19 protein-coding genes and 1 pseudogene are annotated in these 17,191 nt (G+C 70.1%); 11 read left to right on the top strand and 9 right to left on the bottom strand.

Annotation, left to right across the window (positions count from 1 at the left end; genetic code table 11):
• Window positions 1-27 precede the first annotated feature (27 nt).
• Genes ACIF9R_RS04210 through ACIF9R_RS04200 form a run of 3 tightly spaced genes read right to left on the bottom strand, consistent with a single transcriptional unit; the run spans window position 28 to window position 2,807 of the window.
• Window positions 28-723 carry a response regulator gene (locus ACIF9R_RS04210; protein WP_399974056.1) on the bottom strand — a complete coding sequence of 232 codons (696 nt, stop codon included), beginning with the start codon at window positions 721-723 and terminating at the stop codon, window positions 28-30.
• Window positions 720-1,970, bottom strand: coding sequence for a MacS family sensor histidine kinase (macS, locus tag ACIF9R_RS04205; protein WP_399974054.1), 1,251 nt, complete (start codon window positions 1,968-1,970; stop codon window positions 720-722). The genes ACIF9R_RS04210 and macS overlap by 4 nt, the downstream gene beginning before the upstream one ends.
• A gap of 33 nt (window positions 1,971-2,003) precedes the next feature.
• On the bottom strand, window positions 2,004-2,807 hold the full coding sequence (locus ACIF9R_RS04200; protein ID WP_399974928.1) for a lysophospholipid acyltransferase family protein: 804 nt from the start codon (window positions 2,805-2,807) through the stop codon (window positions 2,004-2,006).
• 202 nt (window positions 2,808-3,009) lie between these two features.
• Between ACIF9R_RS04200 and ACIF9R_RS04195 the strand changes: the two genes are divergently transcribed.
• Together ACIF9R_RS04195 and ACIF9R_RS04190 are read left to right on the top strand one after the other, a co-directional pair.
• Entirely contained in the window at window positions 3,010-3,813 is an 804-nt protein-coding gene (locus tag ACIF9R_RS04195) for an alpha/beta hydrolase (protein WP_399974051.1), read from the top strand.
• The gene (locus ACIF9R_RS04190) at window positions 3,806-4,396 is read left to right on the top strand and encodes a hypothetical protein (protein ID WP_399974048.1); all 591 of its coding nucleotides are present in this window, start codon (window positions 3,806-3,808) and stop codon (window positions 4,394-4,396) included. Before ACIF9R_RS04195 ends, ACIF9R_RS04190 begins: the two co-directional genes overlap by 8 nt.
• Before the next feature lie 12 nt (window positions 4,397-4,408).
• On the opposite strand, the gene ACIF9R_RS04185 is transcribed toward ACIF9R_RS04190, so the two are convergent.
• Genes ACIF9R_RS04185 through ACIF9R_RS04170 form a run of 4 tightly spaced genes read right to left on the bottom strand, consistent with a single transcriptional unit; the run spans window position 4,409 to window position 6,400 of the window.
• Complete coding sequence (locus ACIF9R_RS04185; protein ID WP_399974045.1) at window positions 4,409-5,164, bottom strand: endonuclease/exonuclease/phosphatase family protein; 756 nt, start codon at window positions 5,162-5,164, stop codon at window positions 4,409-4,411.
• A 38-nt stretch (window positions 5,165-5,202) separates the two neighbouring features.
• Window positions 5,203-5,388, bottom strand: a complete 186-nt coding sequence (locus ACIF9R_RS04180; RefSeq protein WP_399974043.1) for a DUF397 domain-containing protein — start codon at window positions 5,386-5,388, stop codon at window positions 5,203-5,205.
• 8 nt (window positions 5,389-5,396) lie between these two features.
• Window positions 5,397-5,582, bottom strand: coding sequence for a DUF397 domain-containing protein (locus ACIF9R_RS04175; RefSeq protein ID WP_399974041.1), 186 nt, complete (start codon window positions 5,580-5,582; stop codon window positions 5,397-5,399).
• Complete coding sequence (locus ACIF9R_RS04170; protein ID WP_399974039.1) at window positions 5,579-6,400, bottom strand: Scr1 family TA system antitoxin-like transcriptional regulator; 822 nt, start codon at window positions 6,398-6,400, stop codon at window positions 5,579-5,581. The genes ACIF9R_RS04175 and ACIF9R_RS04170 overlap by 4 nt, the downstream gene beginning before the upstream one ends.
• Before the next feature lie 454 nt (window positions 6,401-6,854).
• Between ACIF9R_RS04170 and ACIF9R_RS04165 the strand changes: the two genes are divergently transcribed.
• From ACIF9R_RS04165 to ACIF9R_RS04125, 9 genes are all read left to right on the top strand, one after another.
• Complete coding sequence (locus tag ACIF9R_RS04165; protein WP_399974037.1) at window positions 6,855-8,216, top strand: ATP-binding protein; 1,362 nt, start codon at window positions 6,855-6,857, stop codon at window positions 8,214-8,216.
• A complete protein-coding gene (locus ACIF9R_RS04160) occupies window positions 8,213-8,647 on the top strand; it encodes a roadblock/LC7 domain-containing protein (RefSeq protein ID WP_399974034.1) in 435 nt (144 codons plus the stop codon). The genes ACIF9R_RS04165 and ACIF9R_RS04160 overlap by 4 nt, the downstream gene beginning before the upstream one ends.
• On the top strand, window positions 8,644-9,015 hold the full coding sequence (locus tag ACIF9R_RS04155) for a DUF742 domain-containing protein (RefSeq protein ID WP_399974032.1): 372 nt from the start codon (window positions 8,644-8,646) through the stop codon (window positions 9,013-9,015). Before ACIF9R_RS04160 ends, ACIF9R_RS04155 begins: the two co-directional genes overlap by 4 nt.
• Entirely contained in the window at window positions 8,996-9,592 is a 597-nt protein-coding gene (locus ACIF9R_RS04150) for a GTP-binding protein (protein ID WP_399974029.1), read from the top strand. Before ACIF9R_RS04155 ends, ACIF9R_RS04150 begins: the two co-directional genes overlap by 20 nt.
• Entirely contained in the window at window positions 9,589-10,827 is a 1,239-nt protein-coding gene (locus tag ACIF9R_RS04145) for a cytochrome P450 (protein ID WP_399974026.1), read from the top strand. Before ACIF9R_RS04150 ends, ACIF9R_RS04145 begins: the two co-directional genes overlap by 4 nt.
• Before the next feature lie 141 nt (window positions 10,828-10,968).
• Window positions 10,969-12,057: a polyprenyl synthetase family protein gene (locus tag ACIF9R_RS04140; RefSeq protein ID WP_399974024.1), complete on the top strand. Its 1,089-nt coding sequence runs from the start codon at window positions 10,969-10,971 to the stop codon at window positions 12,055-12,057.
• A gap of 74 nt (window positions 12,058-12,131) precedes the next feature.
• Window positions 12,132-13,652: a prenyltransferase/squalene oxidase repeat-containing protein gene (locus ACIF9R_RS04135; RefSeq protein WP_399974021.1), complete on the top strand. Its 1,521-nt coding sequence runs from the start codon at window positions 12,132-12,134 to the stop codon at window positions 13,650-13,652.
• Window positions 13,653-13,740: 88 nt separating this feature from the next.
• On the top strand, window positions 13,741-15,063 hold the full coding sequence (locus tag ACIF9R_RS04130; RefSeq protein ID WP_399974019.1) for a cytochrome P450: 1,323 nt from the start codon (window positions 13,741-13,743) through the stop codon (window positions 15,061-15,063).
• On the top strand, window positions 15,060-16,064 hold the full coding sequence (locus ACIF9R_RS04125) for a hypothetical protein (protein WP_399974016.1): 1,005 nt from the start codon (window positions 15,060-15,062) through the stop codon (window positions 16,062-16,064). Before ACIF9R_RS04130 ends, ACIF9R_RS04125 begins: the two co-directional genes overlap by 4 nt.
• Before the next feature lie 147 nt (window positions 16,065-16,211).
• Here the strand turns inward: ACIF9R_RS04125 and ACIF9R_RS04120 are convergent.
• Window positions 16,212-16,407, bottom strand: a pseudogene (locus ACIF9R_RS04120) (endonuclease); the annotation flags it as partial.
• Window positions 16,408-16,798: 391 nt separating this feature from the next.
• Window positions 16,799-17,191, bottom strand: a 393-nt coding sequence (locus ACIF9R_RS04115) for a transposase (RefSeq protein WP_399974014.1), incomplete at its 5' end; no start/stop codon positions are given.

The following is a 17,191-nucleotide window of genomic DNA, read 5'->3' as shown; positions in this document are numbered from 1 at the left end:
GCCGTCCAAGGCAGGCGCGGTGACGCGCTACTCGTCGTCCAGGCCGCGCTCTATGGCATAGCGGACGAGTTCCACGCGGTTGTGCAACTGGAGCTTGCCGAGGGTGTTCTGTACGTGGTTCTGCACCGTGCGGTGGGAGATGACGAGCCGTTCGGCGATCTGTTTGTAGCTGAGGCCCTTGGCGACCAGGCGCAGCACCTCGGTCTCACGGTCGGTCAGCCGGGGCGCCCCCGGCTCGCCGTCGGCGGGCGCGGCACCGGCTGGTTCGGAGGCCAGGCGGCGGTACTCGCCGAGGACCAGCCCGGCCAGGCCCGGGGTGAACACCGGGTCACCGACGGCGGTACGGCGCACCGCGTCCTGGAGGTCCTCGGTGGAGGCCGACTTCAGCAGATAGCCGGTGGCGCCGGACTTCACCGCCTCCAGGACGTCGGCGTGCTCACCGCTGGCGGAGAGGACGAGCACACGGACGGCGGGGTTCCCGGCGACGACCTCCTTGCAGACCTGGACGCCGGGCTTGCCGGGCAGGTTCAGGTCCAGGACGAGGACGTCCGGTGCGGCGGCCTTGGCGCGGCGCACCGCCTGGTCGCCGTCGCCCGCGGTGGCGACGACCTCGAAGCCGGACTCGGAGAGGTCGCGGGCGACGGCGTCGCGCCACATGGGGTGGTCGTCGACGACCATCACCCTGATCGCCGGGTCCGTGTGCTGTCCGGTGCTGTCCGTCATCGCTGCTCCGCCTTCCCCCGCGGGTCGTTCACGTTCTTCGTCTCCTTGGGCACCCTGAGCTCGACCTCCGTGCCCTGCCCCGGTACCGAGACCAGGTCGGCGCTGCCGCCGAGGTCGCGCAGCCGCCCCCGGATGGAGAGGGCCACGCCGAGCCGGCCCTCGCCCTCGGCCTGGGCGAGCCGGCCTTCGGGGATGCCGGGTCCGTCGTCGCGGACGGTGACGATCACCTCGTCCGGTTCGTCCTCGACCAGGATCCACGCTCGGGCCCGCTCACCGGCGTGCCTGCGCACATTGTCCAGGGCGGCCCCGACGGCGGCGGCGACCTCCCGCGCGGCGGCCGGGGCCAGCCGGACCGGCGCTCCGGGCTCGGCGAGGCTGACCAGGGCTCCGGCGTAGGGGGCGAGCAGGGGACGCAGGTCGACCGGCCCGTCGTCCCCGGTGCCGTCCCCGTCGTCCTCCGGGTCCACGGCCCGCACGACGGCGCCCCGGCCGGCGTCCTCCGAGGCGCGGGAGACCGGGACGAGGCCGCCGGAAACGAGCGTGCGCAGGGCCACCTCCTGTTCACCGGCCATCCGGCCCAGCTCCGCGGCCTCGCCACCGATCACGGCGCCGCGCCGCTGGACCATCGCGAGCACCTGGAGGACGCCGTCGTGGATGTCCCGCGCCAGCCGCTCCCGTTCCCGGGTCGCGGCCTCGATCTCCAGGGCGCGGGCGAGGGTGCGCTCGGAGGCGCGGGCGACCTCGACGACGTAGCCGATGGCGATGGAGGCGACCCAGACCAGGATCACGTTGTGCACGGTGTCGCGGGCGGGGCCGCCGCGCTCGACGAGGTTGGCGGCGGCGACGAGGGTGGAGGCGAGGGCCGCCCAGCGCCAGCCGCCCTTGATGGCGAAGGCCAGCACGGATCCGGCGGTCCAGATCGACGGCAGGGTGGGGCCACCCGCGTGGACGCGGTCGGGGTCGTCGGCGAGGGGGGTGAGCAGGACGCCGGTCAGTGCGATGGTCAGGTCGGCGGTGAGGAAGGGTTTGGTGCAGGCGGCGGCGCTCGCGACCTTGGGCAGCGTGGCGAGGGTCCACACCGCCAGCACGGCGAAGAACGAGACGGCGAGCCAGGGGCGGGCGAATTCCCGGTGGGCGGCGGCGAACAGGCCGACCGCGTACATCATGGTGAGGACCCGGTAGCCGGCCAGCGCCCGCCACAGCGGCTGCTCGACCGACATGCGCATGACTCTCTCGCGTCCGGCCATGTCCCCCACGCCCCCCACTGACGTCCGGCCCGGTTACGGGCCGGACGGTCTCTCGGTCTGCTCCCGGTCGGCCTGCTCCATCGCGGCCCTCAGTTTCTCGGCCTGTTCCTTCTCCGCGCGGGCGAGGGCGGCCTTCGCCGCCTTCTCCGCCTCCTTCTCGGCCTTGACCGCCTCCGCCAGCCGGCGCTTCATGGCGGTGGCGTACATGTCGACGTACTCCTGGCCGGAGAGCTTCATGATTTCGTACATGACCTCGTCCGTCACCGCGCGGAGGACGAAACGGTCGTGCTCCATGCCCTGGTAACGGGTGAAGTCCAGCGGCTTGCCGATCCGGATGCCGGGTCGCATCAGCTTCGGCCTGACCTGCCCGGGAGGCTGGATCTTCTCCGTGTCGATCATCGCGACCGGGATCACGGGTGCCCCGGTGGCCAGCGCCACGCGCGCGAGGCCGCCCGGCTTGCCGCGGTAGAGCCGGCCGTCGGGCGAGCGGGTGCCCTCCGGGTAGATCCCGAACAGCTCGCCGCGCTCCAGCACCTCTATGCCGCTCTTGATCGCGGCCTCACCGGCGCCGCGCGCACCGGAGCGGTCCACCGGGAGCTGGCCCGCGCCCTTGAAGAAGGCGGCCGTCAGCCGGCCCTTCATCCCCGGTGTGGTGAAGTACTCCGCCTTGGCGATGAAGGTGACCTTGCGGTGCAGTACGGCCGGAAGGAAGAAGGAGTCGGAGAACGACAGGTGGTTGCTGGCCAGGATGGCGGGGCCCTCGGCGGGGATGTTCTCCAGGCCCTCCACCCAGGGCCTGAAGGCGAGCTTCAGCGGCCCTCCGATGGCGACCTTCATCGTGCCGTACAACAACCGAGTGCCTCCTGTGTGTGTAGGTCAGACCATATCCCGGGACACCGTCAATGGCTCCGACGGCCCTGGTCGGTGTCAGTACCGTCGCGTACGGTGAAGGTCCTGCAATCCGTGTGCCCTACCGCGCTTCGCGCGACCCTTCATGCCTACTTTCATCACGTACCTTCCTACGAACAGGAGGCCGAGCGTGTCGGTCCTGACCGGAGCCGAGCCGTTCCGCCACGAGGGCGGGGAGACCGCCGTGCTCCTCTGCCACGGCTTCACCGGTTCGCCGCAGTCGCTGCGCCCCTGGGCGGAGCACCTCGCCGGACACGGCCTCACCGTCTCGCTGCCGCTGCTGCCCGGACACGGCACCCGCTGGCAGGACCTCGCGGCCACCGGCTGGCAGGACTGGTACGCGCAGGTGGACCGCGAGCTGCGGCTGCTGCGGGACCGCTCCGAGCGGCTGTTCGTGGCCGGGCTGTCGATGGGCGGCGCGCTGGCGCTGCGGCTGGCGGCGCGGCACGGGGACGCGGTGAGTGGGGTGATGGTCGTGAACCCGGCGAACAAGGTGCACGGCGCGGCCGCACACGCCCTTCCCGTACTGCGTCATCTTGTCCCGACGACGAAGGGCATCGCCAGCGACATCGCGAAGCCGGGGAGCAGTGAGCTCGGGTACGACCGGGTGCCGCTGCACGCGGCGCACTCCCTGCGGAACTTCTTCCGGCTCGTCGACGGCGAGCTGCCCCAGGTCACCCAGCCGCTGCTGCTGATGCGCAGCCCGCAGGACCATGTGGTGCCGCCCGCGGACTCGGCGCGGATCCTCGGCCGGGTGTCGTCGACGGACGTGACGGAGGTCCTGCTGGAACAGAGCTACCACGTGGCGACGTTGGACCATGACGCGGAGCGGATCTTCGAGGAGAGCACCGCGTTCATCGGCCGGCTGGCGCCCGGCGCCGTGAAGGAGCAGGAGCCCGGCCTCGGCAAGGAAGGGACGACCACAGGTGGCTGAGAACGACTCGGACCGTGAAGGCCGCGAGCCGGAGGAGAAGGGCGTGCCCTTCGACGAGGCCGCCGCGTGGGAGGCGATCGTCTCCGGGTACGGCGAGGAGCCGCCGGACCCGCCGGGCGCCAAGCCGTTCAAGTCGATCGAGGATCTGGCGCTGCTGGAGGCGGAGACCAACGACGAGGACGGCGGCGACACGAAGACGTCGCCCCGCAAGGCCGAGGACAAGCCGGCCAAGCCGCTCGGCGGCTCCGTCTCCTTCGCCCCCGGCGTCGGCGGCGCGGGCCCCCGCGACTACAGCGTGGCCGAGCCGGCGGAGGACGACCTCGACGAGTCCGACGAGGGCCACTTCGTCCCGCCGGAGCCCCCGCCCCTCCCGGAGGCCGACGTCACCTCCCGGTTCGCCTGGCTCGGCGTCCTGGGCGGCCCGCTGCTCCTGCTGCTCGCCGTGCTCCTCGGCTGGGACATGACCTGGTGGCTGACCACGCTGTGCATCGGCGGCTTCCTGGGCGGCTTCGCCACGCTGGTGATGCGCATGCGCACGGACGACGACGATGATGACGACCCGGGGCGGGGCGCGGTGGTCTGAGGGTTCCGGCGTCTACCCGGCCGGAATCCGCAGGGCCGCCAGCACCGGCAGATGATCGGTGGCCGCCGCGAGGTCGCGCTCGCTCACCCCGGGCTGCTCCAGCGGCACGCCGCACCCCAGCACCTCGACGCCCTTGCTCACGAAGAGGGCGTCGATCCGGCGCTGCGGTTCGGTGCGGGTCCAGGTGGGCTCACCGCCCCAGGGAGCGGCGTCCCAGCAGTCGGTCAGGGACTCACCGAGCCGCCGGAAGGTCCGCCCCTCCGGCCCCTCGTTCAGATCCCCGCCCGCCACGGCATGCTCCACACCCATCCCGGCGATCCGGTCGAGCAGCATGCTCCCCTGCTCGTACCGCTCGCGCTTGTCCAGCGACAGATGACAGCTCACCACGCCGACCCGCGCCCCGCCGAACCGTACGACGGCGGTGGCGAACCCGCGCCGGTGCTGCCCCGGGGTGAGCGGCAGCAGCACGTCCTCGGTCCGCTCGACGGTCGCCCGCAGCGAACACAGGAGGGCGGGCCCGGCGGCGGTGGCGCCCCCGGAGAGCATCACCAGCCCGGACTCCGAGGCCAGCGTCGCCAGCTTCTTCCGCCACCGGAAGAACCGCGGTGCCTCCTGCACCAGCACCAGATCGGGCGCACAGGCACCGATCACCCGGGCCAGCGCGTGGACGTCGTCCCGCATCGAACGGATGTTGTAACTCAGCACCCGGACAACGGCCGAACCGTCGGACTCGGTCCGGGAGTCGGGCAGCAGCTGACTCATCGTCATGAGATCAAGATAGTCCGCCCCACAGCCCTTGCCGCGGGTCAGCGCCCCACACGGCCGAGGAAGTCACGCCAGGCGGCCGAGGAGGCTACGAACCCCGGCCGACCCCTCTCCTTGGAGTCCCGCACGTGTACAGCACCGAACGCGTGGGCGACCTCGACGCAGTCGTCTCCCTGAGACCCGCTGTAGCTGCTCCTGAACCAGTTCAGCTGCTGATGCGAGTTCATGACGCTCCTCAGTGACTCACTCGCTCAAGGAAGTCACGCCACGCAGCCGAGGAGGCCACGAACCCCGGCCGACCCCTCTCCTTGGAGTCCCGCACGTGTACAGCACCGGCCGCGAACGCCACCTCGACACAGCTGTCGCCCTCAGACCCGCTGTAGCTGCTCTTGAACCAGTCCAGCTCGCTGTAGATGCTCATAGCGCTCCCCTCAACCGCTGCAACAACTCCACCGAGTCCGCTGGGGACAGGGCTTGTGAGCGCATCTTGGCATAACGCATCTGCATGACGCTCACTGCTTCTCGGTCACAGACGAGCTGCCCCGTCTTCTGCCCTTCCGCGTAACCCACCCACTGCCGCTCCGAGGTCTCGAGAAGCTGCATGGGCCCATCCGTACCGGCGTGATACGGCTGCCGCAACGGCATGATCTGCAGCTCCACATTCCACAACTCGGTGCACGCGAGGAGGTGGCCGATCAGCTCCCGGGTGACCTCCTCACCCCCCGTGTGCCGCAGCAGCACCGACTCCTCGACGATGAAGCTGAACGCGATCGGCGGCCGGCGCCGGAGCAGTTCCTGCCGCGCCAGCCGGGCCGCGATCCGCTGCTCCAACTGCTCCTCGCTGGGCGGAGGCGGCACGTTGAGCATCACGGCCCGGGTGTACGCCTCGGTCTGGAGCAGCCCCGGCACCACCCGGCACTCGTAGGTGCACAGGCCGACCGCCATCTCCTCCAGCTGGGCCCACTCGCGGAACCACACCGCGAGCCCCCGCTGCCGCCCGAGGTGCCGGACCATGGCCCGCAACACCCCGAACGCCTCCAGCTCCTCCTCCGCCCGCTCGACGAAGGCGGCGGTCGGCATGCGCCGCCCCTGCTCGACCGAAGCGACGGACGCGTGGGAGTAGTTGAGCCGCTCGGCGAGCTGCTCCTGCGTCATCAGGGCACGTTCTCTGAACGTCTTCAAGGCCGCCCCGAATGCCTTGAGACTGTCGGACGACTCAAGCGTGCTGCCGTTCGCCATGGACGACGACCCCCTTGTCGCGTTACCGGCACACCGTGCAGCCGTACAACGCGCGGGCATCCGGGCGGGGTTACGCGCCGAGCGCGGCCACAGCCCGTACACGCCCTCGTGTACGGGCTCCCGTCACATGTGGACGCTCCGTGAACACGCCACAAGCTGATCTTTATATGAGTAATATGCCGCCTGATCTGCCCGTTGCTGTTCGGAGCGAAATGTCCTCCCTCCCCCTACTCAAGGCGCGCTCGGCGTGTCCGCCCCTCGTTCTTCGGCGGGAGCACGCCACGAACAGAGGCTCTGAGCTGGGACTTCGGGCAGCAGGCCGCCACAGACGGTGGCGGGACGGACGTGCCCTCTTCTTATCCACATCGCCAAGTCCGCCGGCCGAGCGTGGGTGTCCCCTCGTCTCCCGACATGTGCAGGCGGCTGGCCCTCACTCTGCGAGGACCCCCAATCCGTGACCCCGAATCCCGAAGCCGCCGTTGCGGTGCTGGGCGCGACAACCGCCGTGGGCGCCGTGGCCGTGGTGGCTCTGGCCAGATCCCGTGCGGTCCTCTCGCGTCGCTGTGCGGTGCTCAGCCGGCAAATAGGCGAGCAGAACCAGGCGTTGGCCACACTTCAAGCCCGTGAAAAGGCGCAGTTCGAGGAACTGCGCCACCTCGTGAACAGCCGGCTGCCGGCCGCGGCCCTGCACCTGATCAGTGATCACCATCCCGTTCCCGGCGCCCTGCTGGACGACGGCAGCGACTACGCCGCCCAGATGCAGGCAGCGCACGATCTGTTCGTGGAGACGCTGGTCAGTGAGCACAGGCGTATCGACGCCGCCGCTCGGGCCGCGCTGCGTGGAGCCTGTACCGCCATCCAGGCACAGAGCTTCCGGCTGCAGACGCTCATCGACGAATTGCAGCGCGACTGTCGTGACCCGAGGGTCCTGCAGGAGTACTTCCGTATCGATCAGCTCAACGAGCAGGTCCTCCGCCTGGTGCAGAAGGCGGCCATCGTGAGCGGTTCCTGGCCCGGCCTGGTCCGGCCGGACACTCACCTCCCGGACGTCGTCGCGGGCGCCACATCGCGTCTGCATGGCTTCGAGCGCGTCCAGGTCCACACGAAACTCCTGGTCGACGGGGTGGGTGTGGTCGGACGGGCAGCGGAACCGGTGGCGGTGGCCTGTGCCGAACTGATGGCGAACGCGCTGGAGTCGTCGCGCGGTGATCTGGCGGTCGAGGTCACCCTGCTGCAGACGGACAACGGCAGCGTGTGCATCCAGATCGACGACGCGGGCAAGGGCATGACCCGCGAGGCCGTGCGGCGCGGCACCCGGCTGGTGTCGGGTGAGAATGCCGGCAACCTGCTGATCACCGAGCTCGGCGACCCTCCGGCTCTGGGTTTCGCGGCCATCGGACAGTTGGTCGCCGACCACGGTTTCCACGTGTCGGTGGACCAGGTCTCGCCCTATGGCGGGGTCCGTGCGGTACTGGCGGTCCCGAAGCATCTGCTGACCACGATCGATGAGACGGCGGAACCGCCGTCGGCGATGGCAGCCATGCCGACCCCGGCGCCCCGCACGCCGATACCTCCCGTCGCCTCGGTGCCGGCGGAGCACGTGGAAGGACTGCGTGATGTCAGTGCACCCTCGCTGAGCGACGCCAGTGCGCTGCCCCAGCGCCGCCGCCGCAGCGGTTCCTCCCGCAGCCGCTCAGCGGCCCGCGCCCCTCGACCGGTCGACCCGGACGAAGCCCGCACCGCGTGGGGTGACTTCGAGCAGGCAGTTGCCGCCGGACGCGACGGCACCGATTCCGATAACAAGGACAAGTCTTGAGCCAGTCAACTCTCAGCCAGCAGATCCCTGACCCTTCCTGGGTCCTGGGCCCGATCATCGAGGTCGGCGTCCGGCACGCGCTGATTCTGTCTGCCGACGGCATCGTCGTGGGAGCCTCCGGCAGCCTCGGCCGTGACGAATCCGAGGGCATGGCAGCGATGGTGTCCGCACTGCACGGTGCCGCGCGCGCGGCAGGCGTGGTGTCACTCGAGGCGCCCGACGAGACCCCGATCTCCACCATCACGGTCCAGCTCGACGCCGTTGGAACGCTCATGGTCATGCCGGCCGGCGGGGCCAACGCGTTCATCGCCGCTTCCTTCGGCACCGATGTGCCGATGAACATCGTCGCGCACACCCTCGCGCGGCAGGCGAAGAACCTCGGCGAGGCGCTGATGTCCGTGCCCACGCGCTCGCACGACCGCGCATCATGAGCCCGGGCCCGGCACGACGACTGGTCCCCAGTTACCTGGCCACCGGAGGCGTCAGCACACCCGAGCACAGCGTGCTCGAAGAACTGACCGCGTTAACGGCCACCGGCCGGTCCGCGCTGCCCCATCACACGCCGGCTCATCGGCGACTTCTCGACCTGGTCGGTGACGGCGGGCTGACGGTGATGGAGATCGCGGGATATCTGCGTCTTCCGGTCGGCGTGGTGAAGATGCTCGCCGCACAGCTGGTGTCCGACGGCCTGCTGCGCGCCGCCGCGCCGCTTCCTGCCGCCCTTGCTCCCAGCACTACTGCCGGACGGCCCAACAGGGCCCTCCTGGAGGAGGTTATGCATGGGCTCCTCGCCCTCTAGCCCGCCGGTCTACCTGCCGGATGCAGACCACGAACGGGTCAAGGTACTGGTGGCCGGGCCATTCGGTATCGGCAAGACCACGATGATCCGCACACTCTCGGAGATACCGAGTCTTCACACCGAAGAGGTGATGACGGACGCGGCGGCCCACATCGACGAGCTCGCCGTGACGGACAAGAAGACCACCACGGTGGCCATCGACTTCGGCCGTCTCACCATCGCCCAGGGGCGCATCGTCCTGTACTTGTTCGGCACGCCCGGACAGCGGCGGTTCAAGCCCCTGTGGACCGACTACGCCCGGGGCGCCCTGGGCGCGCTGGTCATCGTCGACACCCGGAGGCTGGCCGACTCCTTCGAGGTCATCGACCTCATCGAGGAGAGCGGTCTGGACTACGCCGTCGCGGTGAACCAGTTCCCCGAATCCCCCGAGTACGACGAGGAGACCCTCCGCCTCAAGCTCGACGTGGAGGACCACACCCCCTTGGTCATCTGCGACGCACGGGACTGGGACTCCAGCCTCGGCGCACTGCGGGCGCTCGCCGCCCATCTCGTCTCGCGTGCGGCAGGCAGCCTGTGAACACCGCCCACGACGCCGTTCCGCTGTACGGCCCTGAGCACGCCGCCGACCCCGGCCGAAGCTACGAACTCCTGCGCGCGCAGGGCCCGGTGGGCCGCGCCGAGATCGACCCCGGACTCGTCGTGTGGGTGATCACCGACTACCGGGCCGCTCTCGATCTGCTGCAGGACACCGCCAACTGGACCAAGGACACCCGCGGCTGGGACACGACGGTGCCGGCGGACAGTCCGGTCAAGGAGCCCCTGCAGTGGCGGCCCAGCCTGTTCTTCGCCGACGGGGAGGAGCACGCGCATCTGCGCAAGGTCGTCACCGACAGTTTCGCCCTCCTCGACCCGCAGTACCTGCGCGAGGTGACCAGACGTCACGCGGACTCCCTGCTGGACGAGTTCAGTCACCTGGGGCGGGCCGACCTGGTCGCCCAGTACGCCCGCAGGCTGCCGCTCATGGTCCTGAACACCCTGTTCGGCATGCCGGACGAGGGTGCGGACCAGCTCATGTCGGCGATCGAGGCGCTGATGAGTACGGTTCCCCAGGCCAAGCAGGCAGGTGAGCAGGCCCTCACCGCCTACCTGGGCAGCCTGTACGCCATGAAGACCGCCCGGCGCGGCCGCGATCTCACGTCCTGGTTCATGGACCACCCGAACGGCCTCTCCGCCGAGGAGGTGATCAACCAGGTACTCATCACCCAGGGCGCCGCCTACGGCACGCTGTCCGGACTGATCGCCAACACCCTCGCGCAGATCCTCTCCGACCAGCGGTACCGAGGCACCCTCACCACCGGGAGTCTGCCCATCCGGCACGCGATCGACGAGGTGCTCTGGGCGGACCCGCCGCTGGCCATGTACAGCCTCCACCGAGCCCGGCGCCCCCTCATGTTCCACGGCCGCGCCATCGAGGTCGGAGACCCCGTCATGGTCTCCTACGCCGCGGTCAACACCTGCCCCCATGCCCAGCAGGTGCCCGATGAGCAGCGCTCCGACCACAAGGCACACCTCGCCTTCGCCGCCGGGCCGCACGCCTGCCCCGCCGAGAACATCGTGTTCGTGGTGTCGGTCGCCGCCATCGAACGGCTGATGGGCAGGCTGCCGGACATCGAACTCACCGTCCCGGCAGCCACACTGACCTACCAACCAGGTCCCATCTACCGGGTCCTCACCGCACTCCCCTGCCGTTTTACTCCGCAGACTCCGGATTCCCGGAGGCCAACGCCGGGTAGCGTCTCCGCGTCCGCCTGATCCGTAACACCGACACCAGAACCAACAGCTGACCCACAGACCGCCCCCGGGATCCACACCCCGGGGGCCGCGTTCTGCCCGACCACGAGGAAAAGGGCGACTCCGCATGAAGTTCACACGTCACGGAAGGTATGCGCCTCGATGCCCGGGACCATACGGGACACCACCCATATCCCGACCCTCATATCCGTTCGTCACGAGGTGGACGCGATACTCGCCGAGTTCATCGACGAGCAGGAACGGTCGGCGCTAGGCCCGGAAACGGCACCCCTGTTCGCCGCCGTCCGCCGGCTGATCTTCTCCAACGGCAAGCGGCTGCGCCCTTTGCTGTGTGTGGCGGGATGGCGTGCCGGAGGCGCACCGGGAGACTCTCACGCGGTCCTCCGCGTCGCCGCCGCCCTGGAACTGTTCCAGGCGTTCGCCCTCGTCCACGACGACGTCATGGACGACAGCGACTCCCGCCGCGGACTGCCGTCGGCCCACCGCGCGCTGGCCGCCGACTACCTGAGCGGCGGTGGACGGCACGGCAGGGCCGAGGCACACGGCCAGGGCGCCGCCATCCTCCTCGGCGACCTCCTGCTCGTGTGGTCGGACGAGATGCTGGCAGGCACGGAACTGGAAGCCCATACACGAAGCCGGGTCCTCCCGTTGGTGGCCGGCATGCGCACCGAGCTGGTCTACGGACAGTACCTGGACCTGCTGTCCACCGGCCGGATCTCCGGAGACGTCGGCGCCGCGCTACGGGTCGCCCGGTACAAGACGGGGAAATACACCGTGGAGCGGCCCCTGCACCTCGGCGTCTGCCTGGCCGACGGCGGGCCGCAACTGCTGCGGATGTGCACCGACTTCGCCATCCCGCTAGGAGAAGCGTTTCAGCTGCGCGACGACCTGCTCGGTGTCTTCGGTGATCCGGCAAAGACCGGCAAGCCGGTCGGGGACGACATCCGTGAGGGCAAGGCCACCGTGCTCCTCGCTCTCGCGTTCCAGAACGCCTCCAGGGCCGAACGGCGTGTGCTCCGCGGCCTCTTCGGCAGCACGAACCTGAGCAGTGAGGACATCGACCGGATCCGCAGCGTCCTGGAGGGCACCGGCGCCCGGCAGCGGGTCGAAAGGATGATCACCTCCAGGCGCCGTGCCGCACTCGCCACCCTGGACACAGCCGGCCTGCCGCCGGACGTCGCCGAAACGCTGAGACAGATCGTATGGACGGCTACGGAAAGGCACGCATGAACTCCCCGCACCGCCAAGCACCTCACATACCGGTCAGTCACCCCGAAACCTACGCACAACGAGCTCACGAGTTGGTGACCTCAGTCGACCAGGACGCCTGGGGCGATGTGCGTCCCTCCGTGTACGAGACCGCCCGGGTGGTGTCCTGGACACCGTGGCTGGAGGGACACGAGCGCCGTCTGGCGTGGCTGCTGGAGCAGCAGACCGCCACGGGCGGCTGGGGAGAGGGCCCCACGCCGTACCGACTGCTGCCGACACTCGGTGTCACCGAGGCTCTCCTGTCCGCGCTGCGCCATGACACCGCGGCGGGCGTCCCGCGCGAGCGGCTCGCCGCGGCTGCCGACAACGGGCTCGCCTCGCTCCGGGACCTGTCCGGGGCCGACGGGTGGCCGGACACGGCGGCCATCGAGATCCTCGTCCCGGACCTGGTCGCCCTGATCAACGAGCACCTGGGTCAACCGGACGTCGCCGCCTTCGGCCGGCTCGGTCCATGGGCCCGTGGGCAGCGCCTGCCGTTGCCGCGCGGGTTCCGGGAGGCGCTGCCCGAGCAGGTGGCCGCGCGGTGCCGAGCGGCCGGTCGTGTGCCGGTCAAGCTGCACCACACCTTCGAAGGCATCGCCCGCCACCTGCCGCGGATGGTGCCCGCGGTCCCGGGCGGGCTGCTGGGCAGTTCCCCCGCCGCCACCGCCGCCTGGCTGGCCACCGGAGCCGAGGCGGGCCGGGAGCGGGCGGTCACCGCGCTGACCCGCGTGGCGGAGCGCTACGACGGTCTTTTCCCGGAGGCCTCGCCCATCTCCGTCTTCGAACGGCTCTGGGTCGCCGCCGCCCTCGCCCGTCCCGGACTGCCCGCCGGCTGTGTGCCGCGCGTCCGCGCCTGGGTGGCGGAGATCTACGACGCCGCAGGAGTGCGAGGTGCTCCCGGCCTGCTGCCCGACACCGACGACACCGCCATGGCGGTGCTGGTGTCCGCCCTCGCCGGTTCGCCCCGCGATCCCGCCCCGCTGTCCGCCTTCGAGACCGGCGACCACTACGACTGCTATGTCGGCGAGGACACCGGCTCCATCACGGCCAACGCCCACGCCCTCCAGGCACTCACCGCCTGGCTGAGCAACCGCCCCACGACAGGTGACGTGCTCCGGACCCGTAGGGACCTGACCCGCGACTGGCTCCTCGCACAGCAGCGACCCGACGGCTCCTGGCACGACAAGTGGCATGCCTCCCCCTACTACGCCACCGAGCGGTGCGTCACCGCTCTCTCCGGACACACCGGCCCGACCACACACGACGCCGTCCGCTCGGCCGGCGACTGGGTCCTGGCCACGCAGCGCGACGACGGCTCCTGGGGGGTGTGGGGCGGCACCGCCGAGGAGACCGCCTACGCCGTCGACATCCTCCTGGCTTCCACGCGCCACACGGCCGGTTCGGCGGTCACCGAGGCGCTGAAGCGGGCCGAGCACGTCCTTCACGACGCCTCCCACCCGTCGTCCGGCCACCACCCTGCCCTCTGGCACGACAAGACCCTCTACGCCCCCCGGGCCATGGCGCGGGCCGAGGTGACCGCCGCGCTAGAGCTGCTGCGGGCACACCGGCACTGAACCCCACCGACCCCTCCAGCCCGGATTCTCAACGGAGGCATCACACGTGAACGCCGCTCCCCACGTTCCGCCGTACGCTCCAGGTCGCGTGCCGCTCATCGGACACGCGGTACCCCTGGTGAGGGACCGCCTGGCCTTTCTGCAGGACCTGCGCAGGCACGGGCCGATCGTGCGTTTCTCGGTCGGCCCGAAGACCGTGACCGCCATCAACTCCCCCGATCTGCTGCAGGAGATGCTCACCACCAAATCGAGGCACTTCAGCAAAGGGCTCCTGTTCGAGAAGCTGAAGCTCTTCGGCAACGACGCCCTGCCGGTGGCGGAGGGCAGCCGGCACCTGACGCGCCGCCGTCTGCTGCAGCCCGCGTTCCACCATCAGCAGATCGACCACTACATCCGGACCATGTACACCACGGTCGATCCGATGATCGCGGCATGGCGGAGCACGGGCCCTCTGGATCTGAAGACCGAGATGCAGCTGATGACGCAGAACGTCGTCATGGCGGCCCTGTTCTCCACCACCCCCGACCGCGAGACCGGGCACGCGATCCTCAAGAGCGTCGACACGCTGTTCGCCGCGGCGCTCCGCCGTGCCCTGCTCCCCCTCCCCTTGCTCGAGCGGCTGCCGACCCCGGGAAACCGGCGGGCCCGGCGGGCCGGCCGGGTGATGCGTGCCGCCGTGGGCCAGATCATCGCCGACCACCTGGCACATCCGGACGCCCACGACGACATCGTGTCCCTGCTGCTGTCCGCCCGCGATCAGGACGGTACGCCGCTGGCCGACGAGGACATCCTGTCCGAGGTCACGGGCCTGCTCGCGGCGGGTTCGGAAACCACCGCGGTCACCTTGACCTGGCTCTTCCACGAGCTGGGCCGCAACCCGGACCTGGAGCGGCGGCTGCACGACGAGGTCGACGCGGTCCTCACGGACGAGCCCCTGACCACACAGTCCCTGACCCGGCTCACGTTCACCCGCAGACTGGTCAACGAGAGTCTGCGCATGTACAGCCCGGCATGGCTGGTGACCCGTCAGGCCACCGAACCCGTGCGGCTCGCGGACGTGGATCTGCGGGTCGGGGAGGACATCGTGTGGAGCCCCTACACGCTGCACCGCGATCCCGCCCTGTACCCGGACCCGCTCCGCTTCGATCCCGACCGTTGGCTGCCGGAGCGTCCGCAACCCCCGAAGGGGGCGTTCCTCCCCTTCGGTGCCGGAAAGCGGCAATGCATGGGCAACGAGTTCGCCCTGGCCGAAGCGACCCTGATCACCGCGCTGATCGCGTCCCGCTGGCGGCTGCGGCCCGTCCCGGGACCCGCGGTCCGGCCGATCGGAGCGATCACCCTGCATCCGTCCGCGCTGCACATGACCGCACAGGCACGGACGCCCGGCCGCCGCCACGAGGAGGCAGCGTGACCGGCACCGACCCTACGGTGACGACGCTGCCAGGACCGGACTTCGCCGCCACCTTCCCCGGCCCGTTCCCGGCGGGCCCGCACAGCGAGCACACGGAGCGCCGACTCCTGGGCTGGTTGGAGGAGTACCCGCTGCTCCCCTCCGCCAAGGCCAGGGGTGTGCTGGTGAACATCACGAGTCACGGAGTATCGCGCACCTTCCCCACCGCGGACCCGGACCGTCTGGTTCTGTTCGCGGAACTCCTGCTGTGGCTCACCGCGTTCGACGACATCCACGCCGAGGCGAACGCCGTCGGTGACCCGGCTGCCCTGGTCGACCGCACCGGCGAACTGATGCTCGTCCTGGCAGGCGGCGACCGGCCTCCCGCGAGTACACCCTTCCCCGCCGCCCTGCACGACCTGCTGGCCCGATTCCGCGCCCGCACGGGCCCGGCCGCATACCTCCGACTCGCCGCAAGCCTGCGTGACACCCTCATGGCGCTGGTCTGGGAGGCGCACCACGTCGCCCGACCGGAGGAGGTCACGCTCGCGACCTATCTGGCGATGCGTCCCCACACCGTGTTCATCAGGACGATCACGGCTGCGGCGGAGATCGTCCTGGGCTACGAACTGACGGACGCCCAGCGGGATCTGGCACCGGTGCGCCGGCTGGAGACCGCCGTGTCGAATCTCGCGGGCTGGATCAACGACCTTGCCTCCTACCAGCGTGAGGTGGCACGAGGACCGGTCCAGCCCCTGAGTCTGCCCACCCTGCTGCGAGCGCGGCACGGCGGGACCGTCGAGGACGCTTTCGCACGCGCAAGCACCATGTGCGAGAACGAGGCGGCCACCGCCCGGCAGGGCATCACCGACCTCACCCGCGATCGTCCGAGCACGCTCACCACTCATGCCCGGGCGCTGGAGGACATCATCCGCTCGTTCATCTGGCACACCGGCCACGCCCGGTACCAGGAACCGGGCAGAAGAGCCGCGGCTCCGATACCGGGCCGGCCAGGGCGGTGAGGAATTGAGGCCGAGTCAACCGGCCCAGCGGGTCCCGGTACCCACGCATCCGGGCGCTGTCACCTGCTCACATCGCGCAGGGCCGTAGCGGGCGGGCCGTCGAGCCCGCGTACCCGGCCGGGCCGACCGACCCTGGGGTCACCGGCGCCGCCGACTTCTTCCGCCACCGGAAGAACCGCGGCGCCTCCTCCACCCACACCAGGTCCGGCGCACAGGCACCGATCACCCGGGCCGGCGCGTGCACATCCTCCCGCATCGAACGGATGTCGCAATTCAGCACCCGGACAGCGGCCGAACCATCGGACTCGGTCCGGGAGTCGGGCAACAGCGGAGTCATCGCCATGGCATCAACATGCGCCGCCCCGCACCAACCGACCCGGGTCAGCGCTCGACGCAAACGCGGAAGTCACGCCAGGCGGCCGAGGATGCCACTGACCTCGGCCGTCCCCCCTCCTTGGAGTCCCGCACGAGTACGGCTCCGGCGGCGAAAGCCACACCTCCACGCAGTCATCGCCCTGGGAACCGGTGAGCTGCTCTTGAACCAGCCCAGCATGGACGACGACCCCCTTGTCGCGTTACCGGCACACCTTCCAGCCGTACAACGCCAGGACAGCAGACCAGGGTTACGCGCCGACCACGCCCACAGCCCGTACAAGCCCCGATGTACGAGTCACCCGCATCACGCCTTCCGCCTCAGGGCACTCCCCAGCCCTACGGCATATACTGATCTTTATCTATCTGCTTGACAATATTTCCTCCGTTTTCAGGCCGGTGCCGCAGAGGAATCCGTCGAGGAGGTCAGGGCGTTTCCTGACTCGGCCAAGGGTGGCAGCGATGGCATCGCCGAGCTCGGTAATCGAACGAAACGCCCGGTTGGCGATCTCGTCCTTCACGATCTTCCACAGGAGCTCGACCGGGTTCAGCTCCGGTGCGTAGGCGGGCAGTTGGACGATCTCCAGCCATGATTGTTGACCGCTGCTCCAGCTGGTGACGTCGCGGGCGAGGTGGCTGGAGTGGTTGTCCCAGACCACTGTGAGCTTCCCGCCGAGGCGGATCTTCAGAGCCGTCAGCAGGAGCGGGAAGTCCTCCTTCGTGTAGCCCTTGCCTGCCTTGTACCAGGAGAAAAG

This window comes from Streptomyces sp. NPDC086080 (assembly GCF_044540255.1).
Taxonomy (GTDB): domain Bacteria; phylum Actinomycetota; class Actinomycetes; order Streptomycetales; family Streptomycetaceae; genus Streptomyces.
The sequence above is the reverse complement of the archived record's forward strand: the minus strand, read 5'-3'. Positions and strand labels throughout refer to the sequence as shown.

Coding starts and splice junctions, on each gene's coding strand:
- ACIF9R_RS04180 (WP_399974043.1), bottom strand. CDS start 5,388: ATGAACTCGCATCAGCAGCTGAACTGGTTCAGGAGCAGCTACAGCGGG.
- ACIF9R_RS04200 (WP_399974928.1), bottom strand. CDS start 2,807: ATGAAGGTCGCCATCGGAGGGCCGCTGAAGCTCGCCTTCAGGCCCTGG.
- ACIF9R_RS04170 (WP_399974039.1), bottom strand. CDS start 6,400: ATGGCGAACGGCAGCACGCTTGAGTCGTCCGACAGTCTCAAGGCATTC.
- ACIF9R_RS04175 (WP_399974041.1), bottom strand. CDS start 5,582: ATGAGCATCTACAGCGAGCTGGACTGGTTCAAGAGCAGCTACAGCGGG.
- ACIF9R_RS04155 (WP_399974032.1), top strand. CDS start 8,644: ATGAGCCCGGGCCCGGCACGACGACTGGTCCCCAGTTACCTGGCCACC.
- ACIF9R_RS04185 (WP_399974045.1), bottom strand. CDS start 5,164: ATGACGATGAGTCAGCTGCTGCCCGACTCCCGGACCGAGTCCGACGGT.
- ACIF9R_RS04140 (WP_399974024.1), top strand. CDS start 10,969: ATGCCCGGGACCATACGGGACACCACCCATATCCCGACCCTCATATCC.
- ACIF9R_RS04210 (WP_399974056.1), bottom strand. CDS start 723: ATGACGGACAGCACCGGACAGCACACGGACCCGGCGATCAGGGTGATG.
- ACIF9R_RS04150 (WP_399974029.1), top strand. CDS start 8,996: ATGGGCTCCTCGCCCTCTAGCCCGCCGGTCTACCTGCCGGATGCAGAC.
- macS (WP_399974054.1), bottom strand. CDS start 1,970: ATGGCCGGACGCGAGAGAGTCATGCGCATGTCGGTCGAGCAGCCGCTG.